Origin of the sequence: Acinetobacter sp. FDAARGOS_515, assembly GCF_003938865.1 — a bacterium.
Taxonomy (GTDB): domain Bacteria; phylum Pseudomonadota; class Gammaproteobacteria; order Pseudomonadales; family Moraxellaceae; genus Acinetobacter; species Acinetobacter ursingii.
Window position 1 is genome coordinate 2,864,603 of sequence record NZ_RKIX01000003.1, and the last position, 19,054, is coordinate 2,883,656.

General features: G+C 40.8%; 19 protein-coding genes. 3 read left to right on the forward strand and 16 right to left on the reverse strand.

Annotated elements, in window-relative coordinates:
* Positions 1-6: 6 nt before the first annotated feature.
* Genes pcaD through EGS47_RS15385 form a run of 5 tightly spaced genes read right to left on the reverse strand, consistent with a single transcriptional unit; the run spans position 7 to position 4,739 of the window.
* A complete protein-coding gene (pcaD, locus tag EGS47_RS15365) occupies positions 7-807 on the reverse strand; it encodes a 3-oxoadipate enol-lactonase (RefSeq protein ID WP_119686233.1) in 801 nt (266 codons plus the stop codon).
* Positions 804-2,159, reverse strand: coding sequence for a 3-carboxy-cis,cis-muconate cycloisomerase (gene pcaB / locus EGS47_RS15370; protein ID WP_119686234.1), 1,356 nt, complete (start codon positions 2,157-2,159; stop codon positions 804-806). The genes pcaD and pcaB overlap by 4 nt, the downstream gene beginning before the upstream one ends.
* An 11-nt stretch (positions 2,160-2,170) precedes the next feature.
* Positions 2,171-3,376 (reverse strand): 3-oxoadipyl-CoA thiolase, encoded by a 1,206-nt coding sequence (gene pcaF / locus EGS47_RS15375; protein WP_119686235.1) that lies wholly within the window; start codon positions 3,374-3,376, stop codon positions 2,171-2,173.
* A gap of 12 nt (positions 3,377-3,388) precedes the next feature.
* A complete protein-coding gene (catJ, locus tag EGS47_RS15380) occupies positions 3,389-4,042 on the reverse strand; it encodes a 3-oxoadipate CoA-transferase subunit B CatJ (protein WP_119686236.1) in 654 nt (217 codons plus the stop codon).
* Positions 4,043-4,052: 10 nt separating this feature from the next.
* The gene (locus tag EGS47_RS15385; RefSeq protein WP_119686237.1) at positions 4,053-4,739 is read right to left on the reverse strand and encodes a 3-oxoacid CoA-transferase subunit A; all 687 of its coding nucleotides are present in this window, start codon (positions 4,737-4,739) and stop codon (positions 4,053-4,055) included.
* A 309-nt stretch (positions 4,740-5,048) separates the two neighbouring features.
* Here EGS47_RS15385 and pcaU point away from each other — a divergent pair, with 309 nt between their 5' ends.
* Positions 5,049-5,861 (forward strand): IclR family transcriptional regulator PcaU, encoded by an 813-nt coding sequence (pcaU, locus tag EGS47_RS15390; protein WP_119686244.1) that lies wholly within the window; start codon positions 5,049-5,051, stop codon positions 5,859-5,861.
* Between the two features lie 245 nt (positions 5,862-6,106).
* Here the strand turns inward: pcaU and EGS47_RS18455 are convergent, their stop codons facing one another.
* Complete coding sequence (locus tag EGS47_RS18455; RefSeq protein ID WP_004987690.1) at positions 6,107-6,247, reverse strand: hypothetical protein; 141 nt, start codon at positions 6,245-6,247, stop codon at positions 6,107-6,109.
* A complete protein-coding gene (locus EGS47_RS15395; RefSeq protein ID WP_119686238.1) occupies positions 6,247-7,443 on the reverse strand; it encodes a YbfB/YjiJ family MFS transporter in 1,197 nt (398 codons plus the stop codon). Before EGS47_RS15395 ends, EGS47_RS18455 begins: the two co-directional genes overlap by 1 nt.
* A gap of 146 nt (positions 7,444-7,589) precedes the next feature.
* Here EGS47_RS15395 and EGS47_RS15400 point away from each other — a divergent pair, with 146 nt between their 5' ends.
* Entirely contained in the window at positions 7,590-8,483 is an 894-nt protein-coding gene (locus EGS47_RS15400) for a LysR family transcriptional regulator (protein ID WP_119686239.1), read from the forward strand.
* Between the two features lie 72 nt (positions 8,484-8,555).
* On the opposite strand, the gene EGS47_RS15405 is transcribed toward EGS47_RS15400, so the two are convergent.
* The 4 genes from EGS47_RS15405 to EGS47_RS15420 are packed head-to-tail and all read right to left on the reverse strand — an operon-like array spanning position 8,556 to position 12,931.
* Positions 8,556-9,479, reverse strand: a complete 924-nt coding sequence (locus tag EGS47_RS15405) for a 2-hydroxyacid dehydrogenase (RefSeq protein ID WP_119686240.1) — start codon at positions 9,477-9,479, stop codon at positions 8,556-8,558.
* Positions 9,476-10,234: a class II aldolase/adducin family protein gene (locus tag EGS47_RS15410; protein ID WP_119686241.1), complete on the reverse strand. Its 759-nt coding sequence runs from the start codon at positions 10,232-10,234 to the stop codon at positions 9,476-9,478. The genes EGS47_RS15405 and EGS47_RS15410 overlap by 4 nt, the downstream gene beginning before the upstream one ends.
* Positions 10,235-10,279: 45 nt before the next feature.
* Complete coding sequence (gene paaG / locus EGS47_RS15415; protein ID WP_119686242.1) at positions 10,280-11,068, reverse strand: 2-(1,2-epoxy-1,2-dihydrophenyl)acetyl-CoA isomerase PaaG; 789 nt, start codon at positions 11,066-11,068, stop codon at positions 10,280-10,282.
* A 60-nt stretch (positions 11,069-11,128) separates the two neighbouring features.
* Positions 11,129-12,931: an acyl-CoA dehydrogenase C-terminal domain-containing protein gene (locus tag EGS47_RS15420; RefSeq protein ID WP_119686243.1), complete on the reverse strand. Its 1,803-nt coding sequence runs from the start codon at positions 12,929-12,931 to the stop codon at positions 11,129-11,131.
* 328 nt (positions 12,932-13,259) lie between these two features.
* Here EGS47_RS15420 and EGS47_RS15425 point away from each other — a divergent pair, with 328 nt between their 5' ends.
* The gene (locus tag EGS47_RS15425; protein WP_119686875.1) at positions 13,260-13,682 is read left to right on the forward strand and encodes a PaaI family thioesterase; all 423 of its coding nucleotides are present in this window, start codon (positions 13,260-13,262) and stop codon (positions 13,680-13,682) included.
* Between the two features lie 19 nt (positions 13,683-13,701).
* Here the strand turns inward: EGS47_RS15425 and EGS47_RS15430 are convergent, their stop codons facing one another.
* From EGS47_RS15430 to EGS47_RS15450, 5 genes are all read right to left on the reverse strand, one after another.
* A complete protein-coding gene (locus EGS47_RS15430) occupies positions 13,702-14,913 on the reverse strand; it encodes an MFS transporter (protein ID WP_370685029.1) in 1,212 nt (403 codons plus the stop codon).
* Between the two features lie 29 nt (positions 14,914-14,942).
* Positions 14,943-16,271, reverse strand: a complete 1,329-nt coding sequence (gene dcaP / locus EGS47_RS15435) for an outer membrane trimeric porin-like protein DcaP (RefSeq protein ID WP_119686876.1) — start codon at positions 16,269-16,271, stop codon at positions 14,943-14,945.
* A gap of 99 nt (positions 16,272-16,370) precedes the next feature.
* The gene (locus EGS47_RS15440) at positions 16,371-17,024 is read right to left on the reverse strand and encodes a 3-oxoacid CoA-transferase subunit B (RefSeq protein WP_125269767.1); all 654 of its coding nucleotides are present in this window, start codon (positions 17,022-17,024) and stop codon (positions 16,371-16,373) included.
* Positions 17,021-17,692 carry a 3-oxoacid CoA-transferase subunit A gene (locus EGS47_RS15445; protein WP_004987665.1) on the reverse strand — a complete coding sequence of 224 codons (672 nt, stop codon included), beginning with the start codon at positions 17,690-17,692 and terminating at the stop codon, positions 17,021-17,023. The genes EGS47_RS15440 and EGS47_RS15445 overlap by 4 nt, the downstream gene beginning before the upstream one ends.
* Before the next feature lie 51 nt (positions 17,693-17,743).
* Positions 17,744-19,018 (reverse strand): MFS transporter, encoded by a 1,275-nt coding sequence (locus EGS47_RS15450; protein WP_026039979.1) that lies wholly within the window; start codon positions 19,016-19,018, stop codon positions 17,744-17,746.
* Positions 19,019-19,054: the final 36 nt, after the last annotated feature.

Consider the following 19,054-nt stretch of genomic DNA (forward strand, 5'->3'; position numbering starts at 1 on the left):
TCTAAACTACTGAATAGACTCAATAAATTGACTGAAGACTTGAGTAAAGGCTTCAGGTTGTTCAATATTGGAAAGATGAGAAGCTTCAATGATATAAAGCTGACTTTCTTTGATGTGCTGTTGCATAAATTCACCATCTGCAACTGTAGTTACAGGGTCAGCAGCTCCTGCAATAATCAAAGTTGGAATTGCAATCGATGCAAGTTGTTCACGTACATCCGCCGTTGCCAAAGCACGACAGGCGTTGGCATAACCTTGAGCTGGTGTATTGGCCAGACTCTGAATGGTTTGTTGTGCCAAATCATTATTTTGATAATCAAACTTATCGCTGAACCAACGCGTATGTGTGGATGTAACCAAATCAGTCAAACCGTTTACTTCAACGGCATCAGCTCGTGCATTCCAGCCCTCGACTGTCCAGATTTTGGCAGCAGAATTCGCCACAGTGATGCTATTAAAGCGTTCAGCTTGATAAATACCTAACCAGAGTGCAGTCATACCGCCCATTGAAATCCCACAAAAATGTGCTTTTTCAATGTTGAGTGCATCCAAAATATCGATGACATCTTCACCCAGATTTTGTAGTGTTGTATTTTCAATGACATCACTTTGACCATGACCACGGGTGTCATAAGTTACAACTCGATACTGGCTTTTTAATGCAGCAACTTGTGCTTGCCACATCCCATGATCTGTACCCAATGAGTTTGAAAATACGATTGCAGGCGCATTTTCAGGCCCATTGATCTGGACAGATAATGTTTTGCCTTGACGATTGGTCATCATGATGCTGTTATGTACGCTCATTTTGCCACTCCTTTTGCTTCCTGCAATACTGCGTCGATCTGGTCTTGAATATTGCCCAGATATGACTCAGGTTTAAAAATTTCATCAAGTTGTGAGGCATTAAAATATTGCTTCACGTCGTCAATGTTTGAAATTACATCTTTTAAATGTGTCTGTTCTGCAACCGCTTTTTTGCATGCAGCTTCCACCACATGATGCGCATTAAGACGCCCCATATGCGGTGCCAAAGCCATCATCACCGCTTCAGCCATAATCAGCCCATGGGTACACTCGATATTGCGATGCATGTTATCCGCATGGACTTCCATGCCTTGCAGTACATCCAAAGTGCGCTCTAATGCACCTGCGGTGAGTTGAAAAATTTCAGGTAAACACAACCATTCTGCATGCCAACCGCCTAAACTGCGCTCATGCTCTTGCACCATACTTTGATAAATGCTCGACATGAGTGCTGGAACACGATTGGCAGCAGCCAACACCGATGCTGCTGCAACTGGATTACGTTTATGTGGCATTGTTGATGAACCACCGCGACCTTTGGCTGTTGGCTCAAAAACTTCTGCAATCTCAGTCTGCATCATGAGCGACCAGTCACGCGCCATTTTTCCTACGTTACCTGTGATCATGCCAAGTACACTGGCAATCTCGACGATACGATCACGTTCACCATGCCAAGTACATGCTGCCGCAGTCAGGTTTAATTGCTGTGCATAAGCATTCACAACCATTGAGCCTTGATTCTGCAATGAAGCCAATGAACCTACAGCACCACCCAGTTGTGCGGTTAAAACACGCGCTTCCATGGCATCCATACGATCCAGATCACGTTTAAAAGCTGAAGCCCAACGTGCCAGTTTATGACCTAAAGTAATCGGTAAAGCCTGTTGCAACCATGTGCGACCCATCATTACTTGATAACGATAAGTTTGGGCTTGAGACAAAGCGGTGTCATAACACTGCTGAACTTGATTTTGTACAATGGTCAGTGCATCGCGACACTGCAAAATACAGGCTGTATCCAAAATATCCTGACTGGTTGCACCCCAATGTACATATCGCGCAGCATCTTCATCCACTTGTTTGACGATGGCAGTCAACTGTTTTACAAATGGAATGGCAATATTTCCTGCCAAACCTGTTGCGGTTGCCAAAGCATCAAAATCAATGTGTTCCAATGCTGTTTTTGCAGTACGCTCAATCACATCAGCAGCAGATTGAGGAATCACCCCAACCTGTGCCTGTGCTTGCGCCAGTGCTACTTCAGCTTCAACCATATATGACACTAAAGCGCGGTCACTGAAAATTTCAGTCACCTCTTTTTGGTAAAACAAGCTGGCATATAACTGGCTCATGATGACTTTCCTTAAACCCGCTCAATAATCAAGGCAATGCCCTGACCGACACCGATACACATTGAACATAGCGCATACTTACCACCCGTTTGTTCAAGCTGATTCAGTGCTGTAGTCACCAAACGCGCGCCAGATGCGCCCAGTGGATGACCGAGTGCAATCGCACCACCATTTGGATTCACTCGTACATCACTATCTTTTAGACCTAAATCACGGGTACAGGCCAAAGCTTGTGCTGCAAAGGCTTCATTCAGCTCAATCACATCCATCTGTTCCAAGGTCATGTTGGCTTGTTTCAATAGTTTTTTAATCGCTGGTGCTGGTGCAAATCCCATAATGCGGGGTTCTACACCCACCGTGGTTGCTGCGATGATTTTGGCACGTGGTGTTAAGTTGTATTGTTGAATCGCTTCATCAGAAGCAATGAGTAATGCCGCTGCACCATCATTAATGCCAGATGCATTGCCCGCAGTCACTGTACCGTCTGCTTTAACCACGCCTTTAAGTTTGGCTAAAGCTTCTAAAGTGGTCGATGCACGTGGATGTTCATCGGTATCGATGATGATCGGATCGCCTTTGCGCTGCGGGATCGTGACAGGCACGATTTCTTTGGCAAAGTAACCTTTGGCTTGTGCTGCCGCAGTACGTTGCTGACTGGTATAAGCAAACTGGTCTTGATCTTCACGGTTGATGTTGAACTGTTCTGCCACGTTTTCAGCGGTTTGTGGCATGCTGTCGACACCATACATGGCTTTGAGCTTTGGATTGATGAACCGCCAACCCATGGTGGTGTCTTCAATCTTTTGAGTACGACCAAATGCGCCTTCTGCTTTACCCATCACATACGGTGCGCGGCTCATGCTTTCGACACCACCTGCAATGATTAAGTTAGCTTCACCTGCTTTAATCGCACGGGCAGCCATGGCAATCGCATCCAGTGATGATCCACATAAACGATTCACTGTGGTTGCAGGGACTTCAACGGGTAAACCTGCAAGCAGTGCGGACATGCGTCCTACGTTGCGGTTGTCTTCGCCTGCCTGATTGGCGCAGCCATAGATCACGTCATCGACTTGTTGCCAGTTGACGCTTGGATTCCGCTCGATCAATGCAGTAATTGGCACTGCACCCAAGTCATCAGCGCGAACTGGTGCTAAACCACCTGCATAACGACCAAATGGGGTACGGATTGCATCAACGATGTATGCATTTTTCATATTCAGTTATCCTTATCCCTGTGTCGCGTCAATCAGCATTGCACCCGTTAAGCTCTGTAATTCTTCAAAGCTTAAACCGTCCACTTTCTCAGTCACTTTTAGACCTTCTGGTGTCACATCGATAATGCATAAATCAGTGTAGATGCGATCCACACATTTTTGCCCTGTGGCAGGATAAGTCAGTTCAGCAACGATCTTCGGTTCGCCTTTTTTAGTCACGTGATCCGTGGTCACAAAGACTTTTTTTGCACCCACGGCCAAGTCCATCGCCCCACCTACCGATGGAATCGCATCAGGTGCACCGGTATGCCAGTTGGCAAGGTCGCCATTGGCGGCAATCTGGAAAGCACCCAATACGCAAATATCGAGATGTCCACCACGCATCATCGCGAATGAATCACCATGATGGAAAAAGCATCCGCCTTTGAGCATGGTCACGTATTCTTTACCTGCATTGATCAGTTCTGGATCTTCTTCACCTTTTGCGGGTGGTGGGCCAAACGCCAGTAAGCCATTTTCTGAATGTAGGAATACATCTTTGTCCGCAGGCAGGTAGCTGGCAATTTTGGTCGGTAATCCAATGCCTAAATTGACGTATGAACCCTCTGGAATGTCTTGTGCCACACGCTGTGCAATCTGGTCACGGCTTAGTTTTTGATAACTCATGTCGTTCTCCTTATGCTGAAACAGGTACTGGTGCAGGCTGTACCTGTACCACGTGTTGTACAAAGATGCCTGGGGTCACGACCACTTCTGGATCAAGCTCACCGAGTTCAACCACTTCACTGACTTGGGCAATGGTTACATCCGCTGCCATCGCCATAATTGGGCCAAAGTTACGTGCAGATTTGCGATAGACCAGATTGCCCCAGCGGTCGCCTTTGTGCGCTTTAATCAGAGCAAAGTCGGCTTTGATGGGATTTTCTAAAACGTAGTCTTTGCCGTCATATTGAAGGGTCGGTTTACCTTCAGCCAACAATGTACCAAAACCTGTTGGGGTGTAGATTGGGCCAAGTCCCATGCCGGCGGCTTGCATACGGCAAGCCAGATTGCCCTGCGGTACGATTTCAAGTTCGATTTTGCCCGCACGATACAGTTCATCAAACACGTATGAGTCGGCCTGACGTGGGAATGAACAGATGATTTTTTTGACTGCGCCAGTTTTGAGTAGCTTGGCAAGACCGTAGTCGCCATTGCCTGCATTGTTGCTGACGATGGTGAGGTCTTTCAGTCCAAGTTCGATTAAACCATTAATCAGTTCAGCGGGTTGACCTGCTGTACCAAAGCCGCCAATTAAAATGGTGGCACCGTCTTTAATCTGGGAGAGCGCTTCCGTTAGGGTCGCTGCACTTTTATCTATCATTTAGATAACTCCATTGTGCATCAAGCAAAATTAGAAAGGTGGAAAACTAGGACATGGCTAAGGAAGAACATTTCATGCAAGTTCAAATACTATTCCTTAGTCATTCGGTAGGATTCCCTTGTCTGATCATTTTTTATAATTTTTTGTTTGAGTTCCAGACCAGTTTAGTAGGTTTTGTTCGGTGATTAAATCATTTGTTCGACTATCGAACAAAACCTGATTTATCTGGTCGGCTTTAGCGTTATAGTATGCAAATCAATATGACGAATGTATCAAATGCTAGGAATGTCAGTAGATATGGATAAAAAAATAGAGAAAGAAGAAAAAATTCTTCACAATTCAAGTAACAAAAAAACGATTCGTCATGAAGATTTTGTTGCTGGAATTGGTAAAGGCATGGCGATTTTAGACAGTTTTGGTACGGATCGCCATCGATTAAACATTACCATGGCAGCTGAAAAAACAGGGATGACTCGGGCAGCTGCACGACGCCATTTACTTACTTTAGAGTATCTCGGTTATCTTGAATCCGATGGGCATTACTTTTACTTAACACCTAAAATATTAAAATTTTCAGGCTCTTATCTTGGTGGTGCACATCTTCCAAAAATTTCTCAGCCTTTACTTAACTTATTGACAACACAAACTTCTCTCATCTATTCGGTCATGGTACTTGATGGCTACGAGGCGATTACCATTGCCAGAAGTGCAGCACACCAACAAACAGATCGGGTAAATCCCTATGGGCTTCATTTGGGAAATCGCTTGCCTGCACATGCAACCTCAGCAGGAAAAATTCTTTTAGCCTATCTAGATGACCATGAACAACAGGAATGGTTATCACAACATCCACTACAACGCCTAACAAAATATACGCATACCAATAATCAGGATTTTTTAAAGCTTTTATGTGAAATTAAAGAACAAGGCTGGTGTTATTCCTGTGAAGAGCATGAACTGGGCGTGCATGCCTTAGCTGTACCTATTTATGGACAACAGTCGCGTGTTGTCGCTGCGCTTAATATTGTTTCTCCCACGATGCGAACCACTAAAGAATACTTAATTCAGCATATTTTGCCTTTATTACAGGAAACAGCCAGAGAGTTACGCAATATTTTATAATTCAAATTTTAAACTTATCGTTCGATCATCGAACTCTTGTATTTCTCTAGAAAATATTGCGTCTATGGTTTCGATTAGAAAAAATACACAAATGTTCTGAATCGATTAACTTCTGCTTGAGTATGGATCAGTCTATAATATTTAAGCGATGAAATACATTTAGATAGTTTATGTGAATCTTCATTTAATACTGACACTCTAGGCTAAACGAAGATTCATTATTTACATATCTTACATGTGCATTTTTATTGCATAAAATGTTCGAGATGATTGCTAAAATGACGTTGAGGGGCAAAAAAATCATCCCATGCTGTTAAAGCGATAAGAAAGATCATCGCAATGACTAATATTACAATGATACGTAAAGTTCCTAGAAAATAATGCATTAACCTTCCCCCTTCAGTTGACTCGAATTTAGTTTCTGAATCATGTAAAAACATACGCTACACACGAAGCCAAGGCTCATCATCATTGCGCCAAGAAAAAACAAATGTGGGTAAATGACACCACTTGTATGTAAAAAGCTAATCAGCAAACCGCCTAAAAGCTGTGCCGTTGCAAATGCTGCGGTTGCAATACTCCATGCGGATTGGTGATTATGAGTACCTAATATGTTCAATAAAGCACTTGAACTAAGAGAAACCACAGCAGGATTTAATAAACCTGTTAAAAAAGAAGAAAGCGCTAAGCTATAAAAATGGTGGAAATAGACTGGAATAAAAATAGCAAGACTATAAAGTAAATAACAACGCCATAAAGCACCCGAAATCTGCCAATGTTTACTGCAATAAAAAGCAAATACTGCTCCTAACATCGAGCCTATTCCATAAAATGCCCACTGCTGATTGGAAAATTGAACACTTTGATGTAACTCACTTTTAATAAAATCGATCCAAAACAAACTATGTGGAATATAGGCAATTGCACTTAAAGCGTAAGCAGCAATGATTAGCCCAGCCATTTGAACGTATTTGGGTGCTAAAGAAATGCCTGACTGGTATGTCTGATGAGTCTGTACCGCCTTTTGTTGCCCCTGTAAACCAATAAAAATGACAAAACTAAAGACCAAGCTTAGAACACCCAGAAATAACCATCCTAATCCAACATTGATTTTGGCAGCATAAGGCACAATAAATGTTGAAATCACTACCCCCGCTCCTATCCCACTAAATGCCACCATACTGAGCCGTTGTCGTATTTCAGGCTCTACCCGCCTTAGTGCGTAGCTTGGCGCAAGCACCATTAAAGTTGCACCTGCAATTCCTGAAAATAATCGAAAAACAATATATAAAAACTCAGGTAAACCATGAATTGCACAAAGTAAAAGGCTTAGAGATCCTACAAATGCACTGATACTAATTAATTTTTTATCTTGGATATAACGCGAAGCAGGATGCGCCAATAATGCCCCGATGAGATAACCCAATAAATTTGCACTACTTAAATAACTGGCAAATGACGCAGTAAACCATTTTTGTTCAACTAAAAGTGGCATCAACGAGGTATATGAAAATCTAAACAACCCAATCCCTAGGCACTTTGAAAGAAATGCCACCCAAAACAATCTGGATGTATTTTGCATAGACCAATCTCTGTTTAAGTTAAATACATTAAAGTCGATTATTTATATCTGGTAAAATGATTTATAGTGATAGTTAGTATCTTATTTTGAGATAGTATTTTTGCGATAGTTTGGGTTTTGAGATGTGAAACACTAAGAGAAAAATAATGCAGTTAAAGTCTTTGGAAATTTTTTTAAAGGTTGTGGAATGTGGGAGTTTTTCCCATGCAGCAACGCATTTGCATACGGTGCAATCGAATATTACTAATCATATAAAAAAGCTTGAAGATGAATTAAACTGTGAATTATTGTCGCGTCAATCTCCGATTCGCCCCACCAGTGCAGGTCAACAATTACGCCATTATGCAGAGCAAATGATTGAGCTACATCAACAAGCTAAATTTCATTTTTCTGATCAAACATTATGCCATGACATTCCATTAAAAATTGGGAGTATGGAAACCACAGCCGCAACGCGTCTACCCCAGTTATTTAAAGACGTACTTTCACAACTGCCTGAATTAAGACTTCACTTAAATACGGGTACAACACGTGAATTGATTGACCGCGTTTATAAGGGCGATCTTGACTGTGCTTTTATTGCCAGTTCGCAAGTGCTGCCTGATTTTTATAATCTTCTGGCATGGACGGAACATTTAGTTTTGATTTGTCCTAAAGAAGTCCATGCATTTCCAGATAAGAAGGTTTTATTAAATACACCTTTTCTTGCGATCCGTCAGGGTTGTTTTTATCGAAAAAGCATTGAGTCTTTTTTACAGGGTTATGATTTACCCCCGTCACAACTCACTGAAATGGGCAATCTGGATGCCATCTTAAGTTGTGTACATTTGGGTATGGGTTACGCCATATTGCCACGTTCATATATTGAAAAGTCATCCTATAAAGATGCGCTACAGTTTTTTGATATCGATGAGCAAATTGGTGAAATTAATACGTATCTGATCGCCAATAAACCACAAAGCTGGAGTGGTAATCTCAAACATTTTATTGAACAAGCTACAGACATTTTAGCGCAATCTAAAACCGTGGAAATGACATAAAGCTTGTAAAATAGCTCTTAAATAAGATGAATGCTTAACATTCATCTTATTTCATTGTGATAACAGCAAAATTTAATAGCCTTTCATGACATTCACTTCATTGACTAAAGCTAAGCCCTGCTGCACACGATGGTCATTTTCAAGAATCTGTCCAATCACTGCCGACCATGGTGCATGAGAAGCCACATGTGGTGTCACCAGAATTTTAGGATGTTGCCAAAAAATATGATCTGGAGCTAAAGGTTCTTTTGCAAACACATCTAAAACTGCGCCACGCAATAGCTCTGAATCCAGTGCTGCAATTAAATCCTGTTCGTTTAGATGTTGTCCACGACCACAATTGATGATGCAAGCACCTTTTGGAAGCTGTTGAAATAATTCAACATTTAATATGTCAAAATTATCTTCAGTCAAAGGAAGTAAGTTAATCAAAATTTCACTTTGAGTAAGAAAATCCTGTCGTTGTGCATCACCCGCAAAACAAGTTACACCTTCAATTTGCTTTAAACTACGCGACCAACCTGAAACCTGATAACCTAGCTTTGCAAATTTTTCAGCGATAAAACCGCCCATTTGCCCCAAACCCATAATGCCAATTTTGATATCTGCACTGTTTTTTTGTGGTGGTTGTTTCCAACGTTGCTGCTGCTGTTGCTCGATTAAAACGTCGAAAAAACGCTGATAGTACAGCACGCACCATTGCAAATAATCGTACATGCCTTTTTGATGAGATTCATCGACGACACGACATACTGCATAGCGGTCACCTATGCGTTTTAGATTTAAATGCTCAACGCCCGCCGCCATAGAATGAATCAGCTTTAGATTTGGCAATGTTTCCAGATAATCTAAATCTGGAAACCACGAAATTGCGGTGGTTGCCTGTTGAGCTTGTTCGCTATGTGCCAGACAATAAGCCTCTTGCGGTGCATATTCAGCCAATGCATCTTCAAGCCATTTTTGTACTTTAGGAACAGTGGTTGCAATCACGATCATGAACAATATTCCTCTTTTTGTTGTTCAATCAATGACAATGCAGCATGCCATGCGTTTGCAATAATTCGCTCAATGCCTTTGGATTCAAATTGTGCTGAAGTATGTTCACAAACCTGTTGACTCGGAATATTTAACTCACAACCACCAGCAAGTGCTTTAATTTGTGCCTGACAAGCGCGTTCTAAAAAGTAAATTTCATGGAAGGCACGTTGTACACTATCACCTGCTGCCAACAAACCATGATTACGCAAAATCATGACACGATTTTGTCCAAAATCATGAACTAAACGTTCGCGCTCTTCGGTTAACAAGGCAACGCCTTCATAGTCGTGATAGCTGATTTTGTTATAAAACTTTAAGGCATGTTGCGAGATCGGCAATAATCCCTGCTTTTGTGCAGATACCGCAATTCCATCAGCGGTATGGGTATGAATGACACAATGTAAATCTTGACGTGCTGAATGAATGGCTGAATGAATGACAAATCCTGCAACATTGACCATTTTTCCCTGATCATGTTCATCGATAATATTGCCGTCATAGTCGATTTTGACTAAATGAGACGCTGTCATTTTTTCAAAAGGAATACCATATTGGTTAATTAAAAAATGACCTTCCTCATCGGGTACACGTAAACTAATATGAGTGTCGATTAAATCGGTCATGCGATAATACGCAATTAAACGATATAAAGCTGCTAATTGGCATCTGGCAGCCCATTCATTGGCTGAAACTTGTTGTTGTAAACTTGACATGATTGCATCCTTTGCATGTATTGGGTGTCACAAATCGTTTTAAGTTTAATCGAAGTTAGGCTGACGTTTTTGCATAAATGCCTGCACGCCTTCTTTATAATTTGATGATTTTCCTGCCTCACGTTGCAAATCTCGCTCAAGATCAAGCTGTTGTTCAAGCGAGTTTTGCTGCGAAAGATTTAAGGCTTTTTTAATAAGTTTCATGGATGACGAAGGTTGCATCGCTAAAGTCTCAGCCAATGCATTGACTTGCTGCTGCAAGGCATCATCTGGATAAACCTCCCAAATCATACCCCATTCTAAGGCTTTATCAACCGATAGTTTATTTCCAAGCAACATCAGCGCTTTTGCTCTGGCATGACCCACCAAGCGCGGTAAAATCCAAGTCCCACCTGCATCAGGAATTAAACCTACTTTAGAAAATGACTGTATAAATGAAGCGGACTGCTTGGCAACCACGATATCGCATGCCAATGCTATATTGGCACCAGCACCAGCTGCAACGCCATTGACTGCTGCAACAACCACTTTAGGCATATTGGCAATTTTTAAAATCAAAGGATTGTAATAACGATCTAAAGATGCACCCGCATCATAGTTTGGATCTTCGATGACTTCAGGTTTTCGGGCAGATAAATCTTGTCCTGCACAAAAGCCTTTGCCCATACCTGAAATCACAATCACCTTGACCTGTTCAGATGTTTCCCATTCGGCCAAAATCTGAGCCACTTCCTGATGCATCTGTTCATTAAAACTATTGAGCACTTCAGGTCGATTCAGCGTTAAATAGGCAACACGTTGCTCGACATGTGTCAAAATATGTTGAAAATCCATATTCAATACTCTTGTTTGAGGAGATGGTTTTATGTTCGCCATCTCCACGTTTATCATTGATTAAAAAGCAAAATCTTCTGCATCTAGCGCCATCACTGATTCAGCGCCGGTTTTAATCGAGGCTGCATGCTGCTGAGTTCGATTTAATAACTTGTCATAAAAGAATTGTGCAGTTTTAAGCTTAGCCGCATAAAACTTCTGTTCAGTGGTGCCTTGATCCAGTTTTTGTTGCGCAACTTTTGCCATACGCGCCCACAGATAGGCAAAAACGATATAACTTGAGTAATATAAATAATCGACTGAAGCTGCTCCGATTTCCTCTGGATTATGCTGTGCTTTAACTGCAATATGCTTGGTAATCTCCAGCCATTCGTTTTTAAGTTTAGACAATTGATCCAGATAAGTTTTTAAACTTGAATTGGACTGATTTTCCTCAACAAACTGATCAATTAAATCAGTCATGTTTTTAAGCAACTTGCCTTCTGATTTGAGTACTTTACGCGCCAGTAAATCGAGTGACTGAATTTCTGTGGTGCCTTCATAAAGCGTAGAAATACGTGCATCTCGAACAATTTGTTCCATGCCATGTTCAACTATGAAACCATGTCCACCAAAAATCTGGACCCCATGTTTGGCAGATTCATTGCCTGATTCAGTTAAAAATGCTTTGGCAATCGGTGTCAAAAATGCCAGTAATTCATCTGATAATTTTTTTTGCGCTTCATCACTTGAGCTTTCAATAACATCTGCGTGTTGTGCCAGAAAATATGCCAAGGCACGTCCACCTTCAGCAAATGCCTTTTGGGTCATCAACATACTACGCACAGCGGGATGTACAATAATTGGATCTGCATTTTGTGTAGGTTGTTTAGCGCCTGTGAGTGCGCGCATGGCTAAACGTTCTTTGGCATAACTGAGCGCCCCTTGAAAAGCAATTTCAGATGCTGCCAAGCCTTGTACTGCTGTACCAATACGCGCAGTATTCATAAAGGTAAACATGCAATTTAAACCACGATTTTCAGGGCCAATCAGATAACCTTTAGCCGCATCGAAATTCATCACGCAGGTTGCATTGCCATGAATTCCCATTTTGTGTTCAATCGCGCTACACACCACCTGATTACGATCTTGAATGTTGCCAGAGTCATCGACATTAAACTTGGGTACAATAAATAACGAAATACCTTTGGTCCCTGATGGTGCATTAGGCAAACGAGCCAGAACAATATGCACAATATTTTCAGCCAGATCATGCTCACCTGCTGAGATAAAGATTTTCTCGCCTGTAATCGCGTAACTGCCATCTGCCTGAGGTTCTGCTTTAGTCCGAATCAAACCCAAATCTGAACCTGCATGCGATTCAGTCAGGCACATGGTCCCCGTCCAAATCCCTGCTATCAGTTTGGTCAAAAAAGTTTGCTTTTGTTGTTCAGTGCCATGATGCTCCAATGTCCGCATCGCACCATGTGAAAGTCCCTGATACATTGCCCACGACCAGTTCGACGCGCATAACATTTCAGAAATAGCGATCCGTAACAAAGTAGGCATACCCTGCCCCCCATAAACTGGATCAGCCGTCAGTGAGGTAAAACCTAATTCGACATATTTCTGATAGGCTTCTTTAAAACCTTTTGGTGTCTTGACTACACCTTGATCCAGATGACAGCCTTCATGATCACCACTTTGGTTGATCGGCGCAATTTCATTTTCACAAAAATCGGCTGCGGCTTCTAAATACTGATTGATCAAATCGCGATTAAATTGATCTGCATATTTTGGAAACTTTTGATAGTTTTCTTCAACTTCTAACATCTCGTGTAAAACGAATTGCATATCACGCTGTGGGGCTTTATATACAGGCATATCCTATTTCCTTGATTTTCTATTCAACTTAAAAGCATGTTTTAAGTTTCTCAAAATTTATTCTCCTCATAGGTTAAAAATATCTAAAATAATTCCATATTGCAAAATTTATTTCTGCAAATTTCATTTTTTTGGCTTTAATTTTCCATAGTTATTAGTCCAAAAATAAATTTAAATATAATTAAATAATAAAATACAAAATGTTATGAATTTTTTAAGTTAAACCTATTTATTTAATAGAAATTTAATTTTTGTCATGCAAAATTTTATTCCGAAAATACTATTTTTATAGTAAGGTATTTTTCATGTTTTACAGCAAGGATGAATCATGCAAACAGGTTTAGAGTTTTTAACCGCACTCAAAAATGGCGAAGTATCGTCTTCCCCAATGGCACAAACGCTTCCCATGCAGTTGATTGAAGCCTCAAAAGGTAAAGTGATCTATAAAGTGACACCCAATAACACTCATTTAAATGTTCAAGGGGGTGTACATGGTGGTTTTTGCGCGACTGCGCTAGATACGGCAACGGGCGGTGCAGCGCATTCCGTACTTGAAGCCAATGTTGGTTACGGAACGATAGATTTAAATGTCAAAATGATTCGGCCAATGCAGACAGATACGGCTTACTATGCGCATGGTGAATTGATTAATGCAGGTCGAAATATCATTACCACTGAAGGTAGAATTGTGGATGACAATGGAAAAATTTATGCATTTGCTTCAGCGACATTTATGATCATCCGCAAATAAACCCTTAGAAGATTAAGTCTTAGTGACTTAATCTTCTGTCATGAGGTTGCCTCATTTTATAAAAATCATAACGATCAATTACAAAGCTAATAATTGCCATGCCCAAACCAATACTGGCACAGGCAATCCAACCAGAATGTTTCCATGTATAAACTGCAATAAAAGAACCTAATGCTGCTCCACCAAAATACAGCGTCATATAAATTGAATTAATTCGAGATCGTGCTTGTGCAGAAATACGATAGACCAGATTTTGATTAAGTACATGTAAAGCAGATAAACCAAAGTAGGCTAAAATCACACCAACTGCATATAAGATCAAAAATTTCTGCGCAAAAAATAAGGGAATCCATGCCAGAATAAGCAAACTCAGACTAATCAGAGCCGTGATATTTTCCTGCTGATGTGCAATTTTTTTACCTGCCCACGGTGTTGCAAATACTCCTGCCAGACCGACTATTCCAAAGAGTCCTATTTGAAAGTCATTAAAATGATAAGGTGCATTGGCCAGTAAGAATGTCATGGTGGTAAAAATCAGCGCCAAAATACCAAAACCAATACCGCCCACTAATCCGCGACGTATAAGATGTGGTTCATGAACTGCTAAAGTAAATAATGATGCGTAGATTTGCCAGACCTTTAATTTAACTGTCTTTTTTGCAACTGGAAGTTTAAACCAGACAATCGAGGCAAACAGAAGAATAATAAAACCACTTAATAAATAAACAGCATGCCACGTCCAGATCGTCGAAATCAGTCCGGCAATCGAACGGGCTAACAAAATTCCCATGAACAAGCCACTCATCAGGGTTCCCACGACTTGTGGGCTTTTTTGTGGTGTTGCTAAACCTGCGGCAAATGGAACGAGAACCTGAGTAGAAACTGAAAAGAATGTGGAAAGAAAGGTCAAGCTATACAAAGTCGTCAAATTGGGGCTAAAAGAAAGCCCCATTTGAGCCAGACCTGTACAGATCATCAGTACAACAATATATGACCTTTTTTCAAAAAAATCTCCCATAGGAACCAATACAAACAAACCTAGCGCATAAGACAGTTGACCAATTACGATCACCAGTGCGGCTTGATCTGGATTGACTCCCAGAGCATGTGCGATTGAATAAATCAGTGGTTGATTATAATAATTCGATCCAGCACAAATACCGCAAGTCATTGCAAGTATAAATACCAGACTCTTAGACATATCCATATGTTCTGTACTGGATTGAATCATGTTAGACATTTTTTACTCAAATGCTGATTTTAAAATTTATACATCGATACAAAGTTGACACGCGAAATGTCAGCCGTTCTGCCATCAAATACTTTGCGCTCACCTAGATGATATTCCACACCAAAATCCATTTGCGCTGTTGGACTATAAAATAAGTTAGCTGCATAATCGGTTAAACGATCATTGGCATCCTGATTTAATTCAGCATAGTCACTACTGTCATCATATTTAAAGATTGAAGCAGACCAGTTGGTACGCCATTGCTCATTAAACTTATAGGTATAACCAATATTAAATGAATCCAGTGTATTCATCACCAAATCAGTTTTGTCTTTATTTAATGAGAAATCGCCTGCTGCATTTAAGCTTGGAGCATTGGCCAAACCATTTTGAGTGGTATATGGCATAAATTTCTGATCACCAACAATATGTTGATAGTTTGCCTGTAAAGACTGTTTTGGCGTAATTTGATATTTCAAACCACCACCTGCTCCCCAACTGACTTTTTTAACATCATCTCTGCCAACATCGGCTGATTTTTCGTTGACAAAACCTTGAGCAAGCACAAGCAACGGACCTTCTTTATAGGTATATCGTCCTGTTAAAGATGGAAAAGCAGAAACCCGTGAGCTTGTATATTCAAGTGCAACTTTTAAATCATGATTGTTATCAATTTTCCAGTCATAGCGTACTTGTGGCAAACGCGTATATGAGGTTCCCATAAATTGGGTATAGTCGACTGATTCTGTACGGGTTTCCATATTTGACATCAGTGACCAAGTCTGACCAAATGTCCAGTCTTTATAAGTAAAGAACGCATGTCGAATGCGGAACTTGCCATCACCAGTTCCCATTGTCGAGCTATCAAAGAAATCGGCTTCAATATTACCCGTCACTTTTTTATCTGGGCTAGTGAAATAAACACCTAAACGACTGGCATTAATCATCGCATCTGAACGCGGATGATTGGCACGTTTATCATTTTCAAAAGGTGCTTTATAAATACTGCTTGTTGTACGCCCACCCGTATCCGGTGAGGATTGAAAATCAACGGCTGCATCTAAACGTGCAATTCCGTAGACTTTAACATTATCAGTCCATGTAACCCATGAAGGTGGTATTGCTTTATCCGTTTTTGCCGAAGAATCAGAAGATTGCACGGTTTTTTTCTCAGCTAATTCGGCATTGGTAGCCAATATTTTTTGCTGATTAGTTTTTTGCAGCTCAAGCTCAGTTTTTAAACGCTGTAATTCTGCTTCAAGCGCATTTATTCGTTGCTCAGTCGTACTTTCTACAGAATTTGCAAAAAGCGCCCCAGAAGCCGCGGCACAAACCGCAGCTAAAATAAGTTTTTTCATCTTTATTCCTTAAAGATAGAGATTAATCAATCAACTTGTATATGCCCCTGAACATCCGAATTTTCATATACAAGCTATTTTGAAGTACTAAAGTAAAATTTAAATTCGAGCATCCACAAGTGGACATTCTGTTACAGCCTGCAACTCATCAAAAGTTAGACCTTCAACCATTTCAATCACATGTGCTTGTCCACCTTTTAAGTCAATAATGCATAGATCGGTGTAAATACGATCGACACATTGCTCACCAGTGATTGGATAACTCAATTGATTCACAATTTTGGCTTCACCTTTTTTAGTGGTGTGCTCCATATAAACAAAAATACGTTTTGCACCAACCGCCAAATCCATTGCGCCACCGACCGCAGGGATATCATCTTCTCGACCTGTATGCCAATTCGCCAGATCACCATTCAATGCAACCTGAAATGCTGCACCCAATACACAGATATCCAAATGTCCGCCACGCATAATGTCGAATGAATCACCATGATGCATAAAACAACCACCTGGTAATAAAGTCACCAGCTCTTTACCCGCATTGACTAGATCTGGATCTTCTTCACCTTGTGCTGGCGGTGGGCCGAATGCCAATACTCCATTCTCAGAATGTAGAAAGATTTCCTTGTCTTTAGGCAAATGTTTGGCAACATTGGTTGGCAATCCAATCCCCAAATTTACATAAGAACCATCAGGAATATCTTTTGCGATAATTACCGCAATTTCTTCACGACTTCTTTTTTGAATGGTCATTTGATATCTCCTACTTTGACAACATGCTGTACAAATATTCCTGGAGTGATGATGCATTCAGGATCAAGACTACCCAGCTCCACGACATCATTGACCTGTACAATTGTGGTCGTCGCGGCTTTTGCCATAATTGGACCAAAATTACGCGCGGCTTTACGATAAATCAGGTTGCCCCAACGATCGGCTTTGTCCGCATAAATAAAAGCAAAATCGGCATGTAATGGATATTCCAATACATAGTTTTTACCATTGATGGTTCTTGTTTCTTTACCTTCAGCAATCTTTGTACCGTAAGCTGTTGGAGTAAATACGGCCCCAAGTCCTGCACCTGCGGCCTGAATACGGCAAGCCAGATTGCCCTGTGGAACAAGTTCTAGTTCAATTTTCCCAGCACGATATAAGTCAGGAAAAACTGTTGAACTTACAGACTTTGGAAACGAACAAACCAGTTTTTTAACCAGTCCAGCCGTAAATAGTTTGGTTAAACCGTTTGGGCCCGAAGACGCATTATTATTGATAATGGTCAGCTCTCTTGGTGCAATATCAATAAGCGCTTCCAGTAAAGCTTCTGGTTGACCAGTAGTACCAAATCCACTGGTCATGATGGTTGCACCATCAGGAATCGTTCTTAAGACCGATTCAATATCACTGGTGATCTTATTAATCATATCAATTCATTCCTTCTGTCTTCATTCACAAAGCTTTTTGTAAACTATTCATTACTCAGCCTTTTGCGGATCGTATAATCTGTCTTTGATAAATAAGGTTGGAATCAAACCACATAAAAAGTAGGCTACTCCCATTAACAACAAACCTGCACCAATCGAGTTATGGGTTGCCAAATAACCAATAGCGATCGGGGCAAAAATTGCACCAATTCTTCCAATATTAAATGCACCACCCACCGCAGTTCCTCGAATTGAAGTCGGGAAACTTTCAGTTAAATAAGTGGCATTGATGGCATAAGGAATGCCGTATAAAAAACCAAAAATGAGCATTAACCAGCCAATATTTTCGGCCGTATGGAAATAAACAACGACTGGAATAAATAGCGCAGTCCCCATTGTTCCAAATGCAAATACAATTCGACGGCCAATTCTGTCTGCAACAAAACCAGCGATAACTTTGGCAAACATCATGGTCAGGAAAGTCCCAATCATATAAATTGCCATTTCTTTAAACTTGATTCCCAATTCTGCTTCTAAATATGAAGGCAGCCAATTACTTACGCCAAAATAACCGAACAATAAAAATCCAGAACTAAATGTCCATAACATCAACATCTTGCCGTGTTGTTTATCTTTAAATAATGCGACATAAGGATTTTCGAGTTTTTGTGCTTTACCTGCTTGCGGGTTTGCCAATTTGAGTGCACGTGCTTTTTTCCATGATGCAGGCTCTGGAACAAGAAAGAACATCAAAATGGAAAATACAATTGGAATAATGGTAATGAAATACAGCATCCGCCAGCCAAACTCAGGAATAATCCATCCAGATAAAGCCGTGATGACCAATGAACCTAAGGTATAACCAGTCATGAGCGTTGCCAGAACAGTGGTTCTATATTTAGTCGGAACCAGTTCCGACATAAGCGTATTACATGCAATATACAGTGATCCTAAACCCAGACAGGTAATGGTTCTTAAAATAACAATCTGTTCATAAGACTGCGCCAAACCCGTACATGCAGAAAGAATGGCAAACATCGCTGTTGCAATGACAATCACGCGTACACGTCCAAAGCGATCACTTGCCCATCCACCAATCAAACCACCAATCGCCATTCCAAAAATAGACCAGCTTCCGAGTGCTCCTGCCTGTACACTGGTTAAACCAAACTCTGCTTTCAAACTTGTTAGTGTAAAAGCTAAAATCCCAATATCTGCTCCGTCACACAGCAACACCAAAAAACAAAATATAAACGCAGTCATCCAGACTTTTTTTGGCGTCTGAATCACCGTATCTTTCTCAAAACCCAAAACTTCCATTTTCATATTGCCACCTATTTCATTTAGATGAATTTGTTGTAC

Coding starts and splice junctions, on each gene's coding strand:
- pcaD (WP_119686233.1), bottom strand. CDS start 807: ATGAGCGTACATAACAGCATCATGATGACCAATCGTCAAGGCAAAACA.
- pcaB (WP_119686234.1), bottom strand. CDS start 2,159: ATGAGCCAGTTATATGCCAGCTTGTTTTACCAAAAAGAGGTGACTGAA.
- pcaF (WP_119686235.1), bottom strand. CDS start 3,376: ATGAAAAATGCATACATCGTTGATGCAATCCGTACCCCATTTGGTCGT.
- catJ (WP_119686236.1), bottom strand. CDS start 4,042: ATGAGTTATCAAAAACTAAGCCGTGACCAGATTGCACAGCGTGTGGCA.
- EGS47_RS15385 (WP_119686237.1), bottom strand. CDS start 4,739: ATGATAGATAAAAGTGCAGCGACCCTAACGGAAGCGCTCTCCCAGATT.
- EGS47_RS18455 (WP_004987690.1), bottom strand. CDS start 6,247: ATGCATTATTTTCTAGGAACTTTACGTATCATTGTAATATTAGTCATT.
- EGS47_RS15395 (WP_119686238.1), bottom strand. CDS start 7,443: ATGCAAAATACATCCAGATTGTTTTGGGTGGCATTTCTTTCAAAGTGC.
- EGS47_RS15400 (WP_119686239.1), top strand. CDS start 7,590: ATGCAGTTAAAGTCTTTGGAAATTTTTTTAAAGGTTGTGGAATGTGGG.
- EGS47_RS15405 (WP_119686240.1), bottom strand. CDS start 9,479: ATGATCGTGATTGCAACCACTGTTCCTAAAGTACAAAAATGGCTTGAA.
- EGS47_RS15410 (WP_119686241.1), bottom strand. CDS start 10,234: ATGTCAAGTTTACAACAACAAGTTTCAGCCAATGAATGGGCTGCCAGA.
- paaG (WP_119686242.1), bottom strand. CDS start 11,068: ATGGATTTTCAACATATTTTGACACATGTCGAGCAACGTGTTGCCTAT.
- EGS47_RS15420 (WP_119686243.1), bottom strand. CDS start 12,931: ATGCCTGTATATAAAGCCCCACAGCGTGATATGCAATTCGTTTTACAC.
- EGS47_RS15425 (WP_119686875.1), top strand. CDS start 13,260: ATGCAAACAGGTTTAGAGTTTTTAACCGCACTCAAAAATGGCGAAGTA.
- EGS47_RS15430 (WP_370685029.1), bottom strand. CDS start 14,913: ATGATTCAATCCAGTACAGAACATATGGATATGTCTAAGAGTCTGGTA.
- dcaP (WP_119686876.1), bottom strand. CDS start 16,271: ATGAAAAAACTTATTTTAGCTGCGGTTTGTGCCGCGGCTTCTGGGGCG.
- EGS47_RS15440 (WP_125269767.1), bottom strand. CDS start 17,024: ATGACCATTCAAAAAAGAAGTCGTGAAGAAATTGCGGTAATTATCGCA.
- EGS47_RS15445 (WP_004987665.1), bottom strand. CDS start 17,692: ATGATTAATAAGATCACCAGTGATATTGAATCGGTCTTAAGAACGATT.
- EGS47_RS15450 (WP_026039979.1), bottom strand. CDS start 19,018: ATGAAAATGGAAGTTTTGGGTTTTGAGAAAGATACGGTGATTCAGACG.